12 protein-coding genes are annotated in these 17,628 nt (G+C 59.9%); 5 read left to right on the forward strand and 7 right to left on the reverse strand.

Annotated elements, in window-relative coordinates:
• Positions 1-22: 22 nt before the first annotated feature.
• Positions 23-1,819, forward strand: coding sequence for a nitrate/nitrite two-component system sensor histidine kinase NarX (gene narX, locus ACOTX1_RS12555; RefSeq protein ID WP_059288161.1), 1,797 nt, complete (start codon positions 23-25; stop codon positions 1,817-1,819).
• On the forward strand, positions 1,812-2,462 hold the full coding sequence (gene narL / locus ACOTX1_RS12560; RefSeq protein WP_003856701.1) for a two-component system response regulator NarL: 651 nt from the start codon (positions 1,812-1,814) through the stop codon (positions 2,460-2,462). The genes narX and narL overlap by 8 nt, the downstream gene beginning before the upstream one ends.
• 1 nt (position 2,463) lies before the next feature.
• On the opposite strand, the gene ACOTX1_RS12565 is transcribed toward narL, so the two are convergent.
• From ACOTX1_RS12565 to nasR, 7 genes are all read right to left on the reverse strand, one after another.
• Positions 2,464-3,882: a YchO/YchP family invasin gene (locus tag ACOTX1_RS12565; RefSeq protein ID WP_032667443.1), complete on the reverse strand. Its 1,419-nt coding sequence runs from the start codon at positions 3,880-3,882 to the stop codon at positions 2,464-2,466.
• Positions 3,883-4,056: 174 nt separating this feature from the next.
• Entirely contained in the window at positions 4,057-6,534 is a 2,478-nt protein-coding gene (locus ACOTX1_RS12570) for a nitrate reductase (protein ID WP_023314266.1), read from the reverse strand.
• On the reverse strand, positions 6,531-10,517 hold the full coding sequence (gene nirB, locus ACOTX1_RS12575; protein WP_023314267.1) for a nitrite reductase large subunit NirB: 3,987 nt from the start codon (positions 10,515-10,517) through the stop codon (positions 6,531-6,533). Before nirB ends, ACOTX1_RS12570 begins: the two co-directional genes overlap by 4 nt.
• 12 nt (positions 10,518-10,529) lie before the next feature.
• The gene (locus ACOTX1_RS12580) at positions 10,530-11,318 is read right to left on the reverse strand and encodes an ABC transporter ATP-binding protein (protein ID WP_023314268.1); all 789 of its coding nucleotides are present in this window, start codon (positions 11,316-11,318) and stop codon (positions 10,530-10,532) included.
• Positions 11,319-11,327: 9 nt separating this feature from the next.
• On the reverse strand, positions 11,328-12,206 hold the full coding sequence (gene ntrB / locus ACOTX1_RS12585; protein WP_003856687.1) for a nitrate ABC transporter permease: 879 nt from the start codon (positions 12,204-12,206) through the stop codon (positions 11,328-11,330).
• A gap of 2 nt (positions 12,207-12,208) precedes the next feature.
• On the reverse strand, positions 12,209-13,456 hold the full coding sequence (locus tag ACOTX1_RS12590) for a CmpA/NrtA family ABC transporter substrate-binding protein (RefSeq protein WP_023314269.1): 1,248 nt from the start codon (positions 13,454-13,456) through the stop codon (positions 12,209-12,211).
• Between the two features lie 227 nt (positions 13,457-13,683).
• Positions 13,684-14,856 (reverse strand): nitrate regulatory protein NasR, encoded by a 1,173-nt coding sequence (nasR, locus tag ACOTX1_RS12595; RefSeq protein WP_023314270.1) that lies wholly within the window; start codon positions 14,854-14,856, stop codon positions 13,684-13,686.
• 73 nt (positions 14,857-14,929) lie between these two features.
• On the opposite strand from nasR, the gene ACOTX1_RS12600 reads away from it, so the two are divergent.
• The 3 genes from ACOTX1_RS12600 to ACOTX1_RS12610 all read left to right on the forward strand — a co-directional run bounded on the left by ACOTX1_RS12600 (position 14,930) and on the right by ACOTX1_RS12610 (position 17,608).
• A complete protein-coding gene (locus ACOTX1_RS12600; RefSeq protein ID WP_015570354.1) occupies positions 14,930-15,283 on the forward strand; it encodes a DsrE/DsrF/TusD sulfur relay family protein in 354 nt (117 codons plus the stop codon).
• Positions 15,284-15,389: 106 nt separating this feature from the next.
• Positions 15,390-17,174 carry a methyl-accepting chemotaxis protein gene (locus ACOTX1_RS12605; RefSeq protein ID WP_045326578.1) on the forward strand — a complete coding sequence of 595 codons (1,785 nt, stop codon included), beginning with the start codon at positions 15,390-15,392 and terminating at the stop codon, positions 17,172-17,174.
• Between the two features lie 194 nt (positions 17,175-17,368).
• Entirely contained in the window at positions 17,369-17,608 is a 240-nt protein-coding gene (locus ACOTX1_RS12610; protein WP_015570352.1) for a hypothetical protein, read from the forward strand.
• Positions 17,609-17,628: the final 20 nt, after the last annotated feature.

Below are 17,628 nucleotides of genomic sequence, written 5' to 3' on the forward strand. Positions count from 1 at the left end.
ACGTCAGGAGCCCGGCAACTCTATGTTAAAAAGATGTTTATCTCCGCTGACGCTGGTTAACCAGCTGGCGCTTATTGTTCTGCTGTCCACCGCTATCGGTGTGACCGGCATGGCTATTTCTGGCTGGCTGGTACAGGGTGTACAGGGTAACGCGCATGCCATCAACGAGGCAGGCTCGCTACGTATGCAGAGTTACCGGCTACTGGCGTCGGTGCCGCTGACGCAGGCTGACCAACCGCTTATCGACGAAATGGAGCGTACCGCATTCAGCCCTGAACTGGAAAGAGCCGCCATCCGTGACGGTCAGCAATCTCAGCTTAAGGCGCTTCAGGGCTACTGGCATACCCAGCTGGAGCCCGGCTTAAAGCGGGCGGAAGACCGGGAAACGGTCGCCCAGGATGTCGCCGGGTTTGTGTCACGCATCGATCATCTTGTCTCCTCATTCGATCGCACCACAGAGTTACGCATTGACCGTGTGGTGATAGTTCACCGCGCAATGGCGCTGTTTATGGGTTTGCTGCTGATTTTCACGGTTATCTGGCTGCGCGCGCGGTTGCTTAACCCCTGGAAACAGCTCCTGGCGATGGCCCGCGCCGTCACACAGCGCGATTTTACCCAGCGCACGCACATCAGCGGGCGCAACGAAATGGCGATGCTTGGCGAGGCGCTCAATACCATGTCGGCAGAGCTATCAGAGAGCTACGCGGTACTGGAACAACGCGTCCAGGAGAAAACCGCCGGGCTTGAGCAAAAAAACGAGATCCTCTCTTTCCTCTGGCAGGCGAACCGTCGCCTGCATATGCAGGTACCGCTTTGCGAACGTCTCTCGCCAGTACTGAACGGCCTGCAAAACCTGACTCTGCTCCGCGATCTTGAGCTTCGGGTTTACGACGTTGAAGATGAGGAAAACCATCAGGAATTTACCTGTCAGTCGGACATCTCCTGCGACGATAAAGGGTGTCATCTGTGCCCGCGCGGCTTGCCGCCGCTTACCACCAGCGGCACGACCCTCAAGTGGCGGCTGATGGACAGCCATACCCAGTACGGTATTTTGCTGGCCACCCTGCCCGCCGGACGTCACCTGAGCCACGACCAGCAGCAGCTGGTCGATACGCTTGTTGAGCAGCTCACGGCCACGCTGGCGCTCGACCGCCACCAGGAGAAACAGCAGCAGCTGATCGTGATGGAGGAGCGTGCCACCATCGCCCGCGAGCTGCACGACTCCATCGCCCAGTCCCTCTCCTGCATGAAGATGCAGGTGAGCTGCCTGCAAATGCAGGACGAAGGCATGCCCGAGAGCAGCAAACAGCTGCTCAGCCAGATCCGCAACGAGCTTAACACCTCGTGGGTTCAGCTTCGCGAGCTGCTGACCACCTTCCGTTTGCAGCTCACCGAGCCGGGGCTGCGCCCTGCGCTGGAGTCCAGCTGTCAGGAGTTTAGTGCCCGGCTGGGCTTCCCGGTGAAGCTGGATTACCAGCTGCCACCGCGTTTTGTCCCCTCTCACCAGGCGATCCATTTGCTGCAAATTGCCCGTGAAGCCCTGAGCAACGTGCTCAAGCATGCCGAGGCGACGGCCGTTACGGTCACCGTCAGCTGCCAGGATAATCAGGTGAAGCTCAGGGTTCAGGATAACGGCCGCGGCGTGCCGGAAAATGCCGAACGAACGAACCATTATGGTTTAATTATCATGCGAGACCGCGCGCAAAGCCTGCGCGGTGATTGCCAGGTTCGCCGGGGAGAGTCAGGTGGCACCGAAGTAGTGGTCACCTTTATACCCGAAAAGCCCCTCATAACTGCTCAAGGAGAAAACCATGACTAATCAGGAACCGGCATCTATCCTGTTGATTGACGATCATCCGATGCTGCGCACTGGCGTTAAACAGCTTGTCAGCATGGCGCCAGATATCACCGTCGTCGGGGAAGCCAGCAACGGCGAACAGGGTATTGAACTTGCCGAATCGCTCGATCCTGATTTGATCTTGCTCGATCTCAACATGCCGGGCATGAATGGCCTGGAAACCCTCGACAAGCTGCGGGAGAAATCCCTCTCTGGCCGGGTGGTGGTCTTCAGCGTCTCAAACCATGAAGAAGACGTGGTCACCGCCCTCAAGCGAGGGGCAGACGGCTATCTGCTGAAAGATATGGAGCCGGAAGATCTGCTCAAGGCGCTGCAACAGGCTGCCGCAGGCGAGATGGTGCTGAGTGAAGCGTTAACGCCGGTACTGGCCGCCAGCCTGCGTGCGAACCGCGCCACGTCTGACCGCGACGTCAGCCAGTTGACCCCGCGCGAGCGTGACATTCTGAAGCTGATTGCCCAGGGGCTGCCGAATAAAATGATCGCCCGCCGTCTGGACATCACCGAGAGCACGGTCAAAGTGCATGTCAAACACATGCTGAAAAAAATGAAGTTAAAATCCCGCGTCGAAGCCGCCGTCTGGGTGCATCAGGAGCGCATTTTTTAACTTACTCATCCGGCAGCAACTTCCACCGTGGATCGTCGGCAGGCATTGCGACGAGCGGTTGCACCACGGAAAGCGTGATCTCATTGGAGGAGACACGCTGCCCATCCTTATCTTCCACCACGGCCGTTAGCCGCCATGCGTTTTTCGCCCCTTCTGAATCATCCCATGCAGGCATGATCACACTCCAGCCATCGCTGCTGTTGCCGTTTGCCGGTGAGGTCAGGCTGAGCGCCTGGGTATCACCCAGCCAGTGGATCTGCCGGATACCGTGCTTGCTGCGAATTTGCAGCTTCAGCATCACGGTTTCGCCTGGCTTAAGATCCCACGGCGGCGTGGCCAGATATACCGAGAGGGTTTTGCGCTGACGGAATTCCATCACGGGCAGATTATCGCGATCGGGTGAATCATAGCGGCTGCCCCGCAGCGAGCGCGTCGCCGCCACTTCCCCGGCGGAAAGCTGTTTCGCCAGCGGCACGCCAAAACGATAGTTGAGCTTCAGCCCGAGGTTATTCTGGCTAACGCCGCTCTCCCCCTGCTTATGGGCAGCCGTCAGGGTGACCAGCGGTACGGGGGTATAGTTCAGCCCCAGGTTGACCGCAACCGGGTTGTGATACCCCGTACCGCTGTTAAACAGATCGACGTTATCGCCAAAATACTGTTCAAAGCTGACGCTGGTGTTCAGGTGATGAAACCAGGGAAGCCAGGCTTTGGCCGTTACGTCGTACCCGCGCGCCATGCGCTGCTCGCGGATGTCGGAACGCGGCTGCCAGCCAGCGAACGGCTGGTAGTAATTGGCCGACAGGCGCAGGTTTTCACCCCACGCCTCTGCGCCCAGCCCGGCACGTTGCAGGTTGTCTTCCAGCAGGTTGTCGTAAAAGGTGTTGTAGCCCAGCAGCCAGTTTCCGGCAACCCAGCGCTGCCCGATCCCGACATTGCTCACCAGCCCATCTGTCTGCTGCGTCAGGCCAAGCTGGCTCCAGCTCAGATAACGGGTGTTGTCGTTCCAGGGGATAAACCAGCTACCGCTGCTGCCGTTAAAGTTGCCGTCGTCATCCACCAGTACATTGACGTTGGCGTTTCCCCAGGGTGAAAGCCAGGATTCAATCTGCTCGTTGACTTCACCGCTGACGGCATCCCGCACTTTGCCAAACGCGAACTGTCGCGCCTGCTGCCCGGCCGTCAGGCCGTTATCGGTCATACTGGCTTCACCGAAGGCCTTTGCCATTTCAGCCAGATGCTTTTCGCCTTCGGTGGTCGGTTGCGCCATACCGAGATCCGGCAGGCTATCGCCGTTATTATCAAACGGATTCTGCGCCTGCTGCACGAAGGATTTCGGCGCACCGTGAAGGGCTCCAGCCGTAAAAAGGGGGAGTAACAGCAAAAAACGGATGCGGGACGATACAGCCTTCAACGTCGTCAATCAGAACCTGTGTTTATGAACAAACACTTATTATGTTAACGCCATAAGCCCTGAAAACCAGTCTTAACAGAAATTTCAGGAATATCCTGAAAAGATTTGTCGGGTGGCGGCTTCGCCTTACCCGACCTACAAATTCGTACCGGTGCGAAGCCGCCAACCGACGCCCTTGCACTATTATCCCAACAGCGCTTTCAGCTCCGGCACGCAGGAGCCGCAGTTCGTGCCGCAGCGCAGCTTCACGCCCAGCGCTGCGGCAGAATCACAGCCTCCGGCTATCGCCTTACGTATCGTATTTTCACCCACGCTGAAGCAGCTACAGATAATTCGCCCGGGATCGGCATCTTCGCCCGGCCGTTGTCCGTGCAGCAGCGCATGGCGTTCAGCGAGTTGTACGGGTGCAGCAGCAAAGGCTTCTTCAATAAACGCATGCGCCAGCGCCGGCAGCGTATGGCCCTCCCAGTAGCCCAGCATCAGCTCGCCGTGATGCCAGGCGAGCACGCTGCTGCGTTCTCCCGTCTGTGCCACCTGTAACTGCCAGCCCCGACCGCTGGCGTACGCCCTGACCCACGACAGCAACGGCTGCTCCCCCGCCACCGTCAGACGTGAGGCTTTACGCCACCAGCAGACCGACGGCGGCAGCGCTGGCAGCTCGCGGGCATACAGTTCACCCTGCCAGGCCGGTAGCCAGGGCATGATCCTCACCGCGGTTTGTTTACTCTCCGGCTGGCCGGAACCAGCATCAATCCGCCCTTCTACCAACGCATTGACCTTCCCCTGCCGTGCAAATTGCGCGTTCCAGTGCATCGGCGCAAACAGCTCGCCCGCACGCTGCGCGGTGGAGATACGTACTCTGGCAACCATCACCCCGCGCGGGGAGCTTATCCGCGCCAGCTGGCCGTCAGTCAGCCCAGCGCGCGCCGCATCGGTTGCGTTCATCTCAACAAAAGGCTCATCAATATGCTGCATCAGGCGCGGAACATACCCCGTGCGCGTCATGGTGTGCCACTGATCGCGGATCCGCCCGGTATTCAGTATCAAGGGGTACAATTCGTCGACGCCTGCCCCATGCGAGGAAGGATCAACCGGTACAAGATTTCTTTGCGGGAAATCACCGGCATGCCACTGATAAGGCGCCAGCGCGTCCCACGCCTCTCGCGACAGCGACGCCAGTTCGCGCAGGTTTAGCGCCCGTTCGCCGTTATTTTCAAACGCCGTCAGCGCCGCATGTTCACAAAATATCTCCTGAGGGTGTTCCCAGGCGAAGGCATCGCCATAACCGAGCTGGTCTGCCATCCGGGCGATTATCCACCAGTCCGGTCTGGCCTCGCCCGGCGCAGGCAGAAAGGCACGCTGGCGGGAGATACGGCGTTCAGAATTGGTCACCGTGCCGTTTTTCTCGCCCCAGCCCAGGGCGGGAAAACGGATATGGGCAAACCGGCTGGTGTCCGTCTCCTGCATCACCTCAGATACCATGACCAGCGGGCAGGCTGCCAGAGCCTGACACACCGCGTGGCTGTCGGGAAGCGACACGGCAGGGTTGGTGCCCATGATCCACACCGCCTTCACCTCGCCGCGCGCAATGGCGTCAAACAATTCCACCGCCATCAGGCCCGGGGTCTGCGCCAGCCGTTCCGTTCCCCAGAAACGCGCCACGCGCGAAAGATCGTCCGGCTCGAAGTTCATGTGCGCCGCCAGCTGATTCGCCAGCCCGCCCACTTCCCGCCCGCCCATGGCATTTGGCTGTCCGGTCAGCGAAAACGGGCCGCAGCCAGGACGGTTGAACTTCCCGCTGGCAAGATGCACGTTAATGATGGCGTTACACTTGTCGCTGCCGGTGGAGGACTGGTTGATCCCCATGGTGTAGAGCGTGATCGCGCGTGGCGCGGTGATAAACCAGTCGTAGAAGGTGCCAATCTCGTCTGAAGGCAGATCGCAAAACGCCTCCACGCGAGGGATCGGCCACTCGCCCCGCCCCTGAATCAGATTGAGCAACCCCACAAACAGCCCGGCGTCGCTGCCGGGTCTGAGCGCGAGGTGGAGATCGGCTATATCGCAGGTGGCGGTTTTACGCGGATCGATCACGACCACTTTCATCTGCGGATTGTTGTGCTTTGCCTGCACCAGCCGCTGATACAGCACCGGATGCGTCCAGGCCGCGTTTGAGCCAACGAGTACCACCAGATCGCTGTTTTCCACGTCCTCGTAGCTGCACGGCACCACGTCTTCACCGAAGGCGCGTTTGTAGCCCACCACCGCCGATGACATGCACAGCCGCGAGTTGGTATCAATGTTCGCCGCCCCGATAAAGCCTTTCATCAGCTTGTTGGCGGCATAGTAATCCTCGGTCAACAGCTGGCCGGAGGCATAAAACGCCACCGCCTGCGGCCCCCATTCGTTGATGATGTTCCGTAGCCGCTCGCCCGCTTCGCCCAGCGCCTGCGGCCATGCCACCTCCCGGCCATCGACCACCGGGCGCAGCAGGCGTCCCTGCAACCCCGTGGTTTCCCCGAGGGCAGATCCTTTTACACACAGACGACCGAAATTCGCCGGATGAGTTTCATCCCCCCGAATGCTCACCTTTTCACCGTCTGCGCTGGCGACCACGCCGCAGCCCACCCCGCAGTAAGGGCACGTTGTCCGGGTTTCGGTCATGAGGCCTCCGCACGCATCACCAGCTCTTCATTTCCAACCCATACCTTGCCGTTTTCAATTTTTACCGGCCAGGCGCGCACCACGGGTTCGCCATTCTCCACCTGACAGCCGTCGCGCAGACGAATACGTTGCTTGTAGAGCGGCGAGATCACCACCGGTTCCCCCGCCGCATCGCCGAGGATGCCGCGTGAAAGCACGTTCGCGCGGCTACCCGGCTCCCGATCGTCGAGGGCATAAACGTTTTTGCCAAAGCGGAACAGCGCAATCGGTTTGCGCCCAAGATGCGCACCGATGCCCGCCTGCTCCGGGATCTCATCGATATTACAAATTTCCTGCCAGCGCTTGCTCTCCGCCGCGGCAGGGACATTCACCGCGGTGCGAAACAGCGCCAGGCGGTCAGGATCGTTTAGGGTGGTTTGCCATTCGCACTGGTAGGTCTCCACCACCCGAGCCATCTCCTGCTCCAGCTCGTGGGCGATCCCCAGGCTGTCGTTGAGGATCACCTCGCGCAGATAGTCGAGGCCGCCTTCCAGGTTATCCATCCAGGTACTGGTACGTTGCAGACGATCTGCCGTGCGAATGTAGAACATCAGGAAACGGTCAACGGTGCGGATCAGCGTTTCGTCGTCCAGATCGCTGGCGAAGAGGTCCGCGTGGCGCGGCTTCATCCCGCCGTTGCCGCACAGATAGAGGTTCCAGCCTTTGTCCGTGGCAATCACCCCCACGTCTTTGCTCTGCGCCTCTGCGCACTCACGGGTACAGCCGGAGACCGCCATTTTGATTTTGTGCGGCGCGCGCAGGCCCTTGTAGCGGTGCTCCAGCCTGACCGCGAGGCCGGTGGAATCCTGCACGCCGTAGCGGCACCAGGTCGACCCGACGCAGGATTTCACCGTGCGCAGAGATTTCCCGTAGGCATGTCCGGTCTCAAACCCGGCCTCCACCAGCGCCTGCCAGATTTCCGGCAACTGTTCGAGTGTGGCGCCAAACAGGTCAATACGCTGCCCGCCGGTAATTTTGCTGTAAAGGCTATAGCGTTTCGCGATCTGGCCGATGGCGATCAGCCCGTCGGCGGTCACTTCACCCGCAGGCATCCGCGGGACGATGGAGTACGTTCCGTCCTTCTGAATATTAGCGAAATAGCGGTCGTTGGTGTCCTGCAACGGCAGATGCGCCGGTTTCAGCAGATACTCGTTCCAGCAGGAAGCCAATACCGATCCCACCAGCGGCTTACAGATCTCGCACCCGTGCCCCTGACCGTAGCGGCTGATAAGCTGGTCGAAGGTGCGGATATGGTTGACGCGCACCAGGTGGTAAATCTCCTGACGCGAGTACGGGAAGTGTTCGCAGATATCTTTCTTCACCTCCACGCCCTGCTCCGCAAGCTGGAACTCCATCACCTGCTTCACCAGCGCGCTACAGCCTCCGCAGCCGGTCGCCGCTTTGGTGCACTGCTTAATGGCGCCGATATCCGTTGCGCCCGCGCTTACCGCCTGGCAGATATCCCCTTTGCTGACGTTATGACACGAACAGATCTGCGCGCTTTCCGGCAGCGCCGCCACGCCCAGCGCTTTCGGCGCGCTGCCTGACGACGCGGGTAAGATCAGCGTTTCCGGCTCTTTTGGCAGGCCGATGCCGTTGAGCATCATCTGCACCAGCGTGGCGTATTCGCTGGCATCGCCCACCAGCACGCCACCCAGCAGGGTTTTGCTGTCGTGGCTGACCACAATTTTTTTGTAGATTTGCTGCGGCCCGTGCGTCCACTGGTAGCTCAGCGCGCCCGGCGTGCGCCCATGGGCATCGCCAAACGACGCCACATCCACGCCCAGCAACTTGAGTTTGGTACTCATATCCGCGCCGGTGAAGCGCTTCTCCTCACCCGCCAGCACAGCGGCGGCCACGCGCGCCATCTGGTAGCCCGGGGCCACCAGGCCAAAGATTTTTCCCTCCCACAGCGCGCATTCGCCGATGGCAAGCACGTCCGGATCGGAAGTCCGGCAGCCGTCGTCAATACAGATACCGCCGCGCTCGCCGATAACCAGCCCGCTGCTGCGCGCCAGTGCGTCCTGCGGACGAATACCGGCAGAGAAGACCACCATGTCCGTTTCCAGCTGTTCACCATCGGCAAAGCGCAGCACCAGCCCGTCGTCTGCGGTGGCAATCTCCGTCGTCGATTTACTGGTGTGCACCCCTACGCCCAGCGCCTCAATTTTCTTGCGCAGCATTGCCGCGCCGTCGCTGTCGAGCTGCACCGCCATCAGGTTCGGCGCAAACTCCACCACGTGAGTTTCCAGCCCGAGCTGCTTAAGTGCATTCGCCGCCTCCAGACCCAGCAGGCCGCCGCCAATTACCACGCCGCGTCGAGAGCCTGCCGCATGGGCCGCAATGTTGTCCAGATCGTCGAGGGTGCGGTAGACAAAACAGCCCGGCAGATCGTTGCCCGGAACGGGTGGTACGAACGGGTACGAGCCGGTCGCCAGCACCAGCTTGTCCCAGTGAGTCTCATGGCCACTGGCGGTACGCACTACGTGTGCATCACGATCGATAGCAACGATCTGCTGCGAGAGGCGCAGCTCAATGCCGTTATCGGCAAAGAACTCCCCCGCCACCAGCGAGAGCGAGTCCGCGCTGCGTCCGCCAAAATATTCCGACAGATGCACGCGGTCATAGGCGGCATAGCGCTCTTCGCCAAAAACAATAATCTGATACTGCTGATGCAAATTGCGGTTAACGCAGTCTTCGAGGAAATGATGGCCGACCATACCGTGCCCAACCACCACCAGAGTAGGTTTTGTCATAGCGTTCTGTCCTGCAACCTGCGGTTGCGTTGTGAAACGATCGAACAGCCAGTCCGCGTGGGCGGGCGCAGCCGTTGCCAGTAAATCGGTAAAGGTTGCCGCGCTGCGGCAGTCACCCAGCAGCAGCACGCCAGCCAGCGCCCCCTGATGGATCAGTAAACGTCGATAGTGACGGGTCAGCGGATCCCATGAACTCCAGACCACATCGTCCGCCTGCGCCGTCGCGCGCCCGAGGCTGAACAGATCCACGCCGGTCACCTTAAGGCGCACGCCGTTGTCGGTCAGGGTAAACGGCGCGGTGACCTCCCCGGCCAGCCGCGCGGCAAGAATATCCGCCTGCGCCAGACAGGGGGCCACCAGGCCAAACGTCTGGCCGTCAATTTCGCAGCACTCGCCGATGGCGTAGATACCCGGCACGGAGGTTTGCATCTCCTGATCCACCACGATGCCGCGCGCGCAGCGAATGCCGCTGGCATTCGCCAGCGCAACGTTGGGCTGCACGCCGGTTGCCAGCACCACGCGCGTGGCGGCAATGCGGCGTCCGTCGAGCAACGTCACGGCATCGTCAGCGATGGCGGTGATGCCGGAGGCGAGTTCACAGCTAACGCCCCGCGCCGCCAGCGCCTCTTCCAGCAACAGTCCCGCCTGCTGATCCAGCTGCTGTTCCATCAGCCACGGACCGCGATGCACGAGCGTGACGTTGTCACCCTTGCGCGCCAGCGCTGCCGCTGCCTCCACGCCGAGTACGCCGCCGCCCAGCACTACCGCCGGCCCGGAGATATTCTGGATGGCGCGGGTTTCTGCCAGGGTGCGAAAGGTGAACACATGCGGCGCATCGCCGCCGGGGATCGGCGGCACAACAGGGGTAGAACCGGTGGCAAACACCAGCGCATCCCAGCCCAGCGTGCGAGCAGAGGTATGCACTTCACGCGCGTTGACGTCTACTGCGAGCGCCGTTTCTCCTCGCAGCACCGTCACGCCTCGTGCCGTGTACCAGTCTTCATCGTGCAGACAGATGTGCTCCGCCTGCTTTTCGCCACCCAGCACCGGCGAAAGCTGGATGCGGTTGTATGCCTGCTCCGGCTCGTCACCGATGACGGTGACAGCGAAACGACCGGGAACACGCCCGGTGAGCGACGCAATCAGCCGGGTTGCCGCCATACCATTACCGATAATGACCAGTCGCATCGTGCCCCCTCATTACGCCGCTTTCGGCTGTTTTTCATAGAGGAAATAGAGGATCTGCTGGCGCATGTGGTGATAGCGGCTGTCGTCCGCCAGCTGCACCCGGTTGCGCGGGCGCGGCAGATCGACGCGCAGGATCTCACCCACGGTGGCCGCCGGGCCGTTGGTCATCATCAGTACGCGGTCAGAGAGTAGTACCGCCTCGTCCACGTCGTGGGTGATGAGCACGATGGTGGTGTTCAGCGCCTGCTGGATCTGCATCACCGAGTCCTGAAGATGGGCGCGCGTCAGCGCATCCAGCGCGCCGAAGGGTTCATCCATCAGCAGGACTTTCGGCTTCATCGCCAGCGCGCGGGCAATCCCGACGCGCTGCTTCATACCGCCGGAGATCTCCCCGGGGCGCTTATGCAGCGCGTGGCCCATCTGCACCCGGTCGAGATTGTGCTCAATCCACGCTTTGCGCTCGGCCTTACTCATGGTGTGACGGAAGACCTGATCTACCGCCAGCGCCACGTTGTCGAAGCAGGTCAGCCACGGCAGCAGCGAATGATTCTGAAACACCACCGCGCGCTCTGGCCCCGGCCCGGCGATTTCGCGGTTGTCGCAAATCAGCCCGCCTTCCGTCGGCAGCGTGATCCCGGCGATCAGGTTTAACAGCGTCGACTTGCCGCAGCCGGAGTGACCAATCAGACTGACGGTTTCGCCCTCGTGGATATCAAAAGAGACGTTTTGCAGCGCCAGAAACTCGCCGCTGGCGGTGGAAAAACGCTGGCTCACGGCCTGGACCTGAATTAACGGTTTCATCTTCACTCCTTATTTTTCCTGCCAGCTAAAGCGACGGGCGATCAGCATCAGCCCCTGCTCCAGCAGCAACCCGACCACGCCAATGATGACGATGGCGATGAGAATGTTTTCGACGTTGAGGTTGTTCCACTCATTCCAGATCCAGAAGCCAATGCCTAAACCTCCGGTGAGCATCTCGGCGGCGACAATCACCAGCCAGGCAATGCCAATGGAAAGACGTACCCCGGTCAGCACCGCAGGCAGCACGGCCGGGAAAAGAATGCGGCGCATGATGGTCCACTCTGAGAGTTGCAGCACCCGGGCCACGTTGAGGTAGTCCTGCGGAATACAGCGCACCCCTTCGGCGGTGTTAATGACCATCGGCCAGATGGAGCAGATAAAAATAGTCCAGCTCGATGCAGGCTCCGCTTTCTGGAACAGCAGCAGGCCGATAGGCAGCCAGGCCAGCGGGCTGACCGGACGCAGTAGCGCGATCAGCGGGTTGAACATGCGGGAGAAAAAGGTGAAGCGGCCAATCAAAAAGCCCAGCGGAATGCCCGCCAGCGCCGCCAGACCGAAGCCGATGGCGACGCGCTGCAACGACGCCAGCACGTTCCAGCCAATGCCCATATCGTTTGGCCCGTCGCGATAAAACGGATCGGCAAACAGGGTCATGGCCGAATCGAGCGTGCTGAGCGGCGTCGGAAAGCCTTTACTGTTTATCGCCGCCAGCTGCCAGAGCACCACCAGCAGGCCGAGACCGAGCAGCGCCGGGATGACGCGCTGTAAAAAATCATTCATCCGACGCGTAAACGCGGGCGCACGACGGCGAACCTGTAACGGAGGCAGGACTATCACTTCCCCGCTCTCTGACGTCTCTTGTGGTTTTGTATTTTGCAGATGCTGCATACTCAGGCCCCTTTACGGTGAATGGCGAAGCGGTTGGCGTACCCTTCCGGATCGGTGCCGTTCCAGACGGTGCCGTCCATCAGGGTGCTGCTGCGATACGGTGATGACGGTGTGGACATGCCGCCCACGGCGGTCGCGGCATCCTGCCAGACCGCGGTCTGGTTAATGCGCTGTGCAATGCCCGCGTAATCCGGCGCGGCGTTGAGCAAGCCCCAGCGGCGGAACTGGGTTAAGAACCACATGCCGTCGGAGAGATACGGGTAGCTCACGGCACCCTCGTTGAAGAAACGGATCGGGTGCGCATCCTGCCAGCGCTGACCGACCCCGTTGTCGTACTCGCCGAGCATGCGTCCGGTGAGATACTGTTCCTTGCAGTTGAGCCAGGCGCGGCGCGAGAGGATCTGCGCGGTTTCGCGTTTGTTTTCCGCTGACGCCTCGATCCAGCGCGCGGCTTCCATCACGGCGCTCACCAGCGCCCGTGCGGTGTGCGGATTTTTCGCCACCCAGTCGCGTCGGGTGCCGAGGATCTTTTCCGGGTGATCGGCCCAGATGGACTGCGACGTGGCGGCGGTAAATCCGATGCGGTCGTTAATCGCCCGCGCGTTCCACGGCTCGCCAACGCAAAACCCGACCATGTTGCCAATGCGCATGTTCATCACCATCTGCGGCGGCGGCACCACCACGGTGCGCACGTCGTCAAACGGGTTAATCCCCGCGCTGGCCAGCCAGTAGTAGAGCCACATGGCGTGCGTTCCCGTCGGGAAGGTATGCGCGAAGGTGTAGGTTCCCGGTGCCTGCTGCGCAATCAGCTTTTTCAGCCCGTCGAGGTCACGAACGCCCTTCTCCGTCAGATCGCTGGAGAGCGTAATGGCCTGACCGTTCTGGTTGAGGGTCATCAGGTTCGCCATCTGCTGCGGCTTGCCCGCAATACCCAGTTCCAGACCGTACAGCAGGCCGTAAAGAATGTGTGCGGCGTCCAGTTCACCCGCCACCAGCTTGTCGCGCACCGCCGCCCAGCTCGCCTCTTTGGTAGGTACAATGGTAATGCCGTGTTTTTTATCGAACCCTTTCAGGGCCGCGATAACCACGGGCGCGCAGTCGGTCAGGGGGATAAACCCGATACGCACGGTATCCTGCTCCGGCTTATCTGACCCCGCCGCCCATGCGGCCTGCATGACACCCGGCAACAGCATCGCACCACTCGCCAGCATGCTGGCCTGCAATAACCGCCGTCTCGACAAATCCGCCATAATTGCTCCTGAAAAAAGGCAAAAAAAAGCGCCCGACGGTGCTGAAGCACCGCTGGACGCCTTTATCCCGAAGACGCATGCACCGCCGTTGGCGCATCGTCGAAAATGGTTAATCTGTTAATGCAAAGGTAATGCCAGCTTTTCATCCCCGGCGTTACGGGGTTTCTGCAAGGAGAGCGCAGTTTTACGCACCTCAATCAGGCATGAATTGCCCACTGACTGTGCAACTACTCCCCAGGGGGTATCTTCCACAGATTTTTCACCGTAAGCAGCGCACGGGCGATATCCACCATGCGTTGGTTTTTATCCATCGCCATTTTGCGCAGGGCACTCCACGCCTGCTCCTCGCTCATGTTCTGGTGTGTCATCAGCACGCTTTTGGCTTTGTCGATGGTCTTACGCTCCTCCAGCGTGTCGCGCAGGGAAGCAAGCTGACGGGAGAGTTGCTCAATTTCACGCGCCTGCTGGCGCACCAGCGGCAGCAGCGGTCTGTCAGGAAATCGCGCCAGGATATCGTCGTGCTCATCGTCTGCGTGCAGGTTTTCGCTACAGCGACGCTCCTCAACTGCCGTCATCAGATCGGCAATTGCCACCTCCTCCAGCGTGCGCAGATGCTCAAGACGCGCGGTTTGCAGGGCGAACCATTTGACGGCGGTATCGCCGTTATCTGCCGGAGGCTGGCGGGTGCACGCTTCACGCCTGAGTTTTTCAGTCTCCAGACCCGGCTGGCAGTTGAGGGTAAATGACTCCTGCACGTCTGGAGTACAATGGGAGATAAAAACCTCAAAGCAGGCCTGCTGGCCATCAATGCGATCCACCAGCCGCTGGCGGGTTTCATCGTCAAAGAATCCCTGGGTGAAACCAATAGCCCCCAGCGCCCGCTCTTGTCCCACAAGTTCTTTGCCCTGCATCAGGCTGTAAAGGGCCACAAATCGGCCCGCGATGTGCGGATCGTCAATGCTGTCGCTGAGTTGAGGTACGATACTGAGCAGATGACGCAGTATGCGGCTGTAGTGTTCCATCGCCTGCGGCGCGGTGACGCGTTGACCTGTAACGCTATCACGCAGCGCCGTCAGCGTCTCAAGGCAGTGCAGTGCGCTGGCAATACGTTCGCAGAGGGCGCTGCCCGGGAGCGGTTCGTTAAACAGAAGGTGCAATGCGGCAAGGTTTTCATCCACCAGGGCCCTGCTGGCCTTGCATTCAGGCGCGTACAATTTGCCCTGCGAGCAGAGCCAGACATTTGACGCACCGCGCTCGCACTGTAGCATATGCACCAGTCGACTGATGCCGTTCACCAGTGCGCCCAGCTGCGCCAGTCTGCCGAGCTGTTCCTCGCGCAACATTCTCGCACGCTGGAACCATTCGGTTGCGCCAGGGGAACTGCCAGCCACTATCGTCATCGTTTCTCTCCCCGATACGTATTCTTCGGTACGAGAAGCAATATTCGTGCCTTTTCAAAGAACAGGAGTCAACATGCAGAAGATTGTGATCGTCGCCAACGGTGCGGCCTACGGCAGTGAATCCCTTTTTAACAGCCTGCGCCTGGCAATCGCGCTGCGCGATAAGGAGAGTGAGCTGGAGCTGCGCCTCTTTTTGATGTCCGACGCCGTCACGGCCGGGCTGAAGGGGCAAAAACCCGCAGAGGGCTACAACATTCAACAAATGCTGGAGATCCTGACCGCGCAAAACGTTCCGGTCAAACTGTGCAAAACCTGTACCGACGGGCGCGGCATTACCGGGCTGCCGCTGATTGATGGCGTGGAAATTGGTACGCTGGTGGAGCTGGCTGAATGGACGCTTTCCGCCGATAAAGTATTAACTTTTTAATAATAACCCGCTAAAAATATTATTTTCTTATGGACGCGGTTTCAGCATCAAGTTTACCTGCGCCGTTGCCGATAGGCATGGAAACAACACAGCAGGTATTACACTTATGTTCAGTTCTATTCGCGCCCGCATCATTGCTGCGACGACAGGCTGTCTGATCGTCGCCCTTCTTCTTAATACCATTATTAACTTTCAGGTCACGCGCCAGGATAACCAGCAGTCGCAGCGCGATATTCTGACCAACACCAGCGCCAGCCACAACATGGCGATTGCCGACTGGGTGAACAGCAAAATGACCGTCATCACTTCGGCGCAGTCGGTCGCGCTCAGCGACGATCCGGTTCCGGTGTTTAAACAGCTTGCGCTGGCGGGTGGATTCACCAACGTCTACGTGGGTTATGCCAGCAAAACGGCTAAATTTTCTGACCCAACCGGGGTGCCCGCTGATTACGATCCCACCCTTCGCCCGTGGTATCAGCAGGTCGTCAGCGCTGATGGCCCGGTAGTGACTGCACCCTATGTGGACGCGGGAACCGGGAAACTGGTGGTGACGTTCGCGGTACCCGTTAAAGAGCAAGGCGCCCTGAAAGCAGTGTTGGCGGGCGATGTGGCAATGGACAGCGTGGTGGCTAACGTGCGCGGTATTCACCCAACTCCGGCCAGCAGCGGACTGCTTTTGGACAGCAACGGCACCGTAATTGCCGGCAGCGATCCTGCACTGACGCTTAAGCCGTTTACTGAAACGATCAAAGGGACCGATTTTGCCACTCTGAAAAGCGGCAACCTGGTTGACGGAACGTCAAACGGACGCGAAAAAACGTTCCTGGCCACCGCCGTGCCGGGGACGCACTGGCTGCTGGTTGTGGCGCTTGATAACGGCGATGCCACCGCCGGGATGCGCTCATTGCTTAAAGCATCTGCACTGTCGCTGGCGATCCTCGCCCTGCTGAGCGGAGCCCTCATGCACCTCCTGATTGCCCGCCTGCTTAAGCGGCTGTCCGGTATCCGTGACGCGATGAACAACATTGCCAACGGTACTAACGATCTGTCGCAGCGTCTGCCGGATAAGGGGGGCGATGAAGTGGCGCAAATCGCGCAGGCGTTTAACGCCTTCAGCAATAAGCTTTCTGTGGTGATGGTCCAGCTGCGTGATGCCAGCGCCTCAGTGAAAAACGCCGCGCATGAGATTGCGGCGGGTAATCAGGATCTTTCCGGGCGTACCGAGCAGGCGGCATCAAGCCTTCGCGAAACCGCCAGCGCCGTGGAAGAGATCACGGCCTCCGTCACGCAGTCAAACGAGTCGGCAGCAGAAGCGAATGAACAGGCGAGCAAGGCCTCTGCCGCCGCATCCCGCGGAGGTGACGTCGTCGCTCAGGCCATCAGCACCATGCAGTCCATCGAACTGGCTTCCGCGAAAATCGGCGATATCACCAGCGTCATTGACGGCATCGCCTTCCAGACCAATATTCTGGCGCTTAACGCCTCGGTGGAAGCGGCACGTGCCGGGGAGCAAGGCCGTGGGTTCGCGGTCGTTGCGGGGGAAGTACGTAACCTGGCCAGCCGCAGCGCTCAGGCGGCGAAAGAGATCAAATCCCTTATTGATTCCACCACCGAAAGCGTTGCAACCGGCTCCCGGTTTGTGCACCTTGCGGGCGACAGCATGGATGAGATCCGCGCCAGCGTCGGGAGCGTGTCAGGCATAATGCGTGAAATATCTATTGCCACCCGCGAGCAGATGAAAGGGATCCATGAAATTAACCACGCGGTGACTCATCTGGATCGCATGGTGCAGCAGAACGCCGAGCTTGTTGTACAGTCTGCTGCGGCGGCCAGCGCGCTGCAAAGCCAGGCGGGCGACCTTGCTGAGACCGCAGGCCATTTCCGCATATAATTTTTCCCGGACGCGCGTTAAACAGGGAAAAAGTGCGTCCGCTGAAAGGTTTCAGGGATTTTGTCATTTTTGTTTAATCGTTGCGCCATTTTTTGATCGAAATCAGCATCCCACCCCTGCCCCTTTGGTGTTATGCAATGAGTAAATTGTGAACAACATCACGCTCGGGATGGGCAAAAACGACGGGGTATAAAATGGCACGAGTTAAAACGAGTCTGAAACTGTTTGGCGGGGATACGGTAGTGGTGCGTTGCTCAGAGCGTTGCCGCATCCATCTGATGAGTACAAAAGGACAGAAGCAATCGCAGGCAGATATCCTTACCGTCCAGGACGATAAGGCCTGGCTGACGGTGCCTTACACCGGCACCTGGGATGTGCTGATCGACAGCCACAGCCAGTCGCTCGAACATTCCGTAAGTTACGTGGCGGCATAACAGTAAACGCCCGGCCAGCC

Origin of the sequence: Enterobacter cloacae complex sp. IR5401 (assembly GCF_049238425.1) — a bacterium.
Classification (GTDB): domain Bacteria; phylum Pseudomonadota; class Gammaproteobacteria; order Enterobacterales; family Enterobacteriaceae; genus Enterobacter; species Enterobacter hormaechei_C.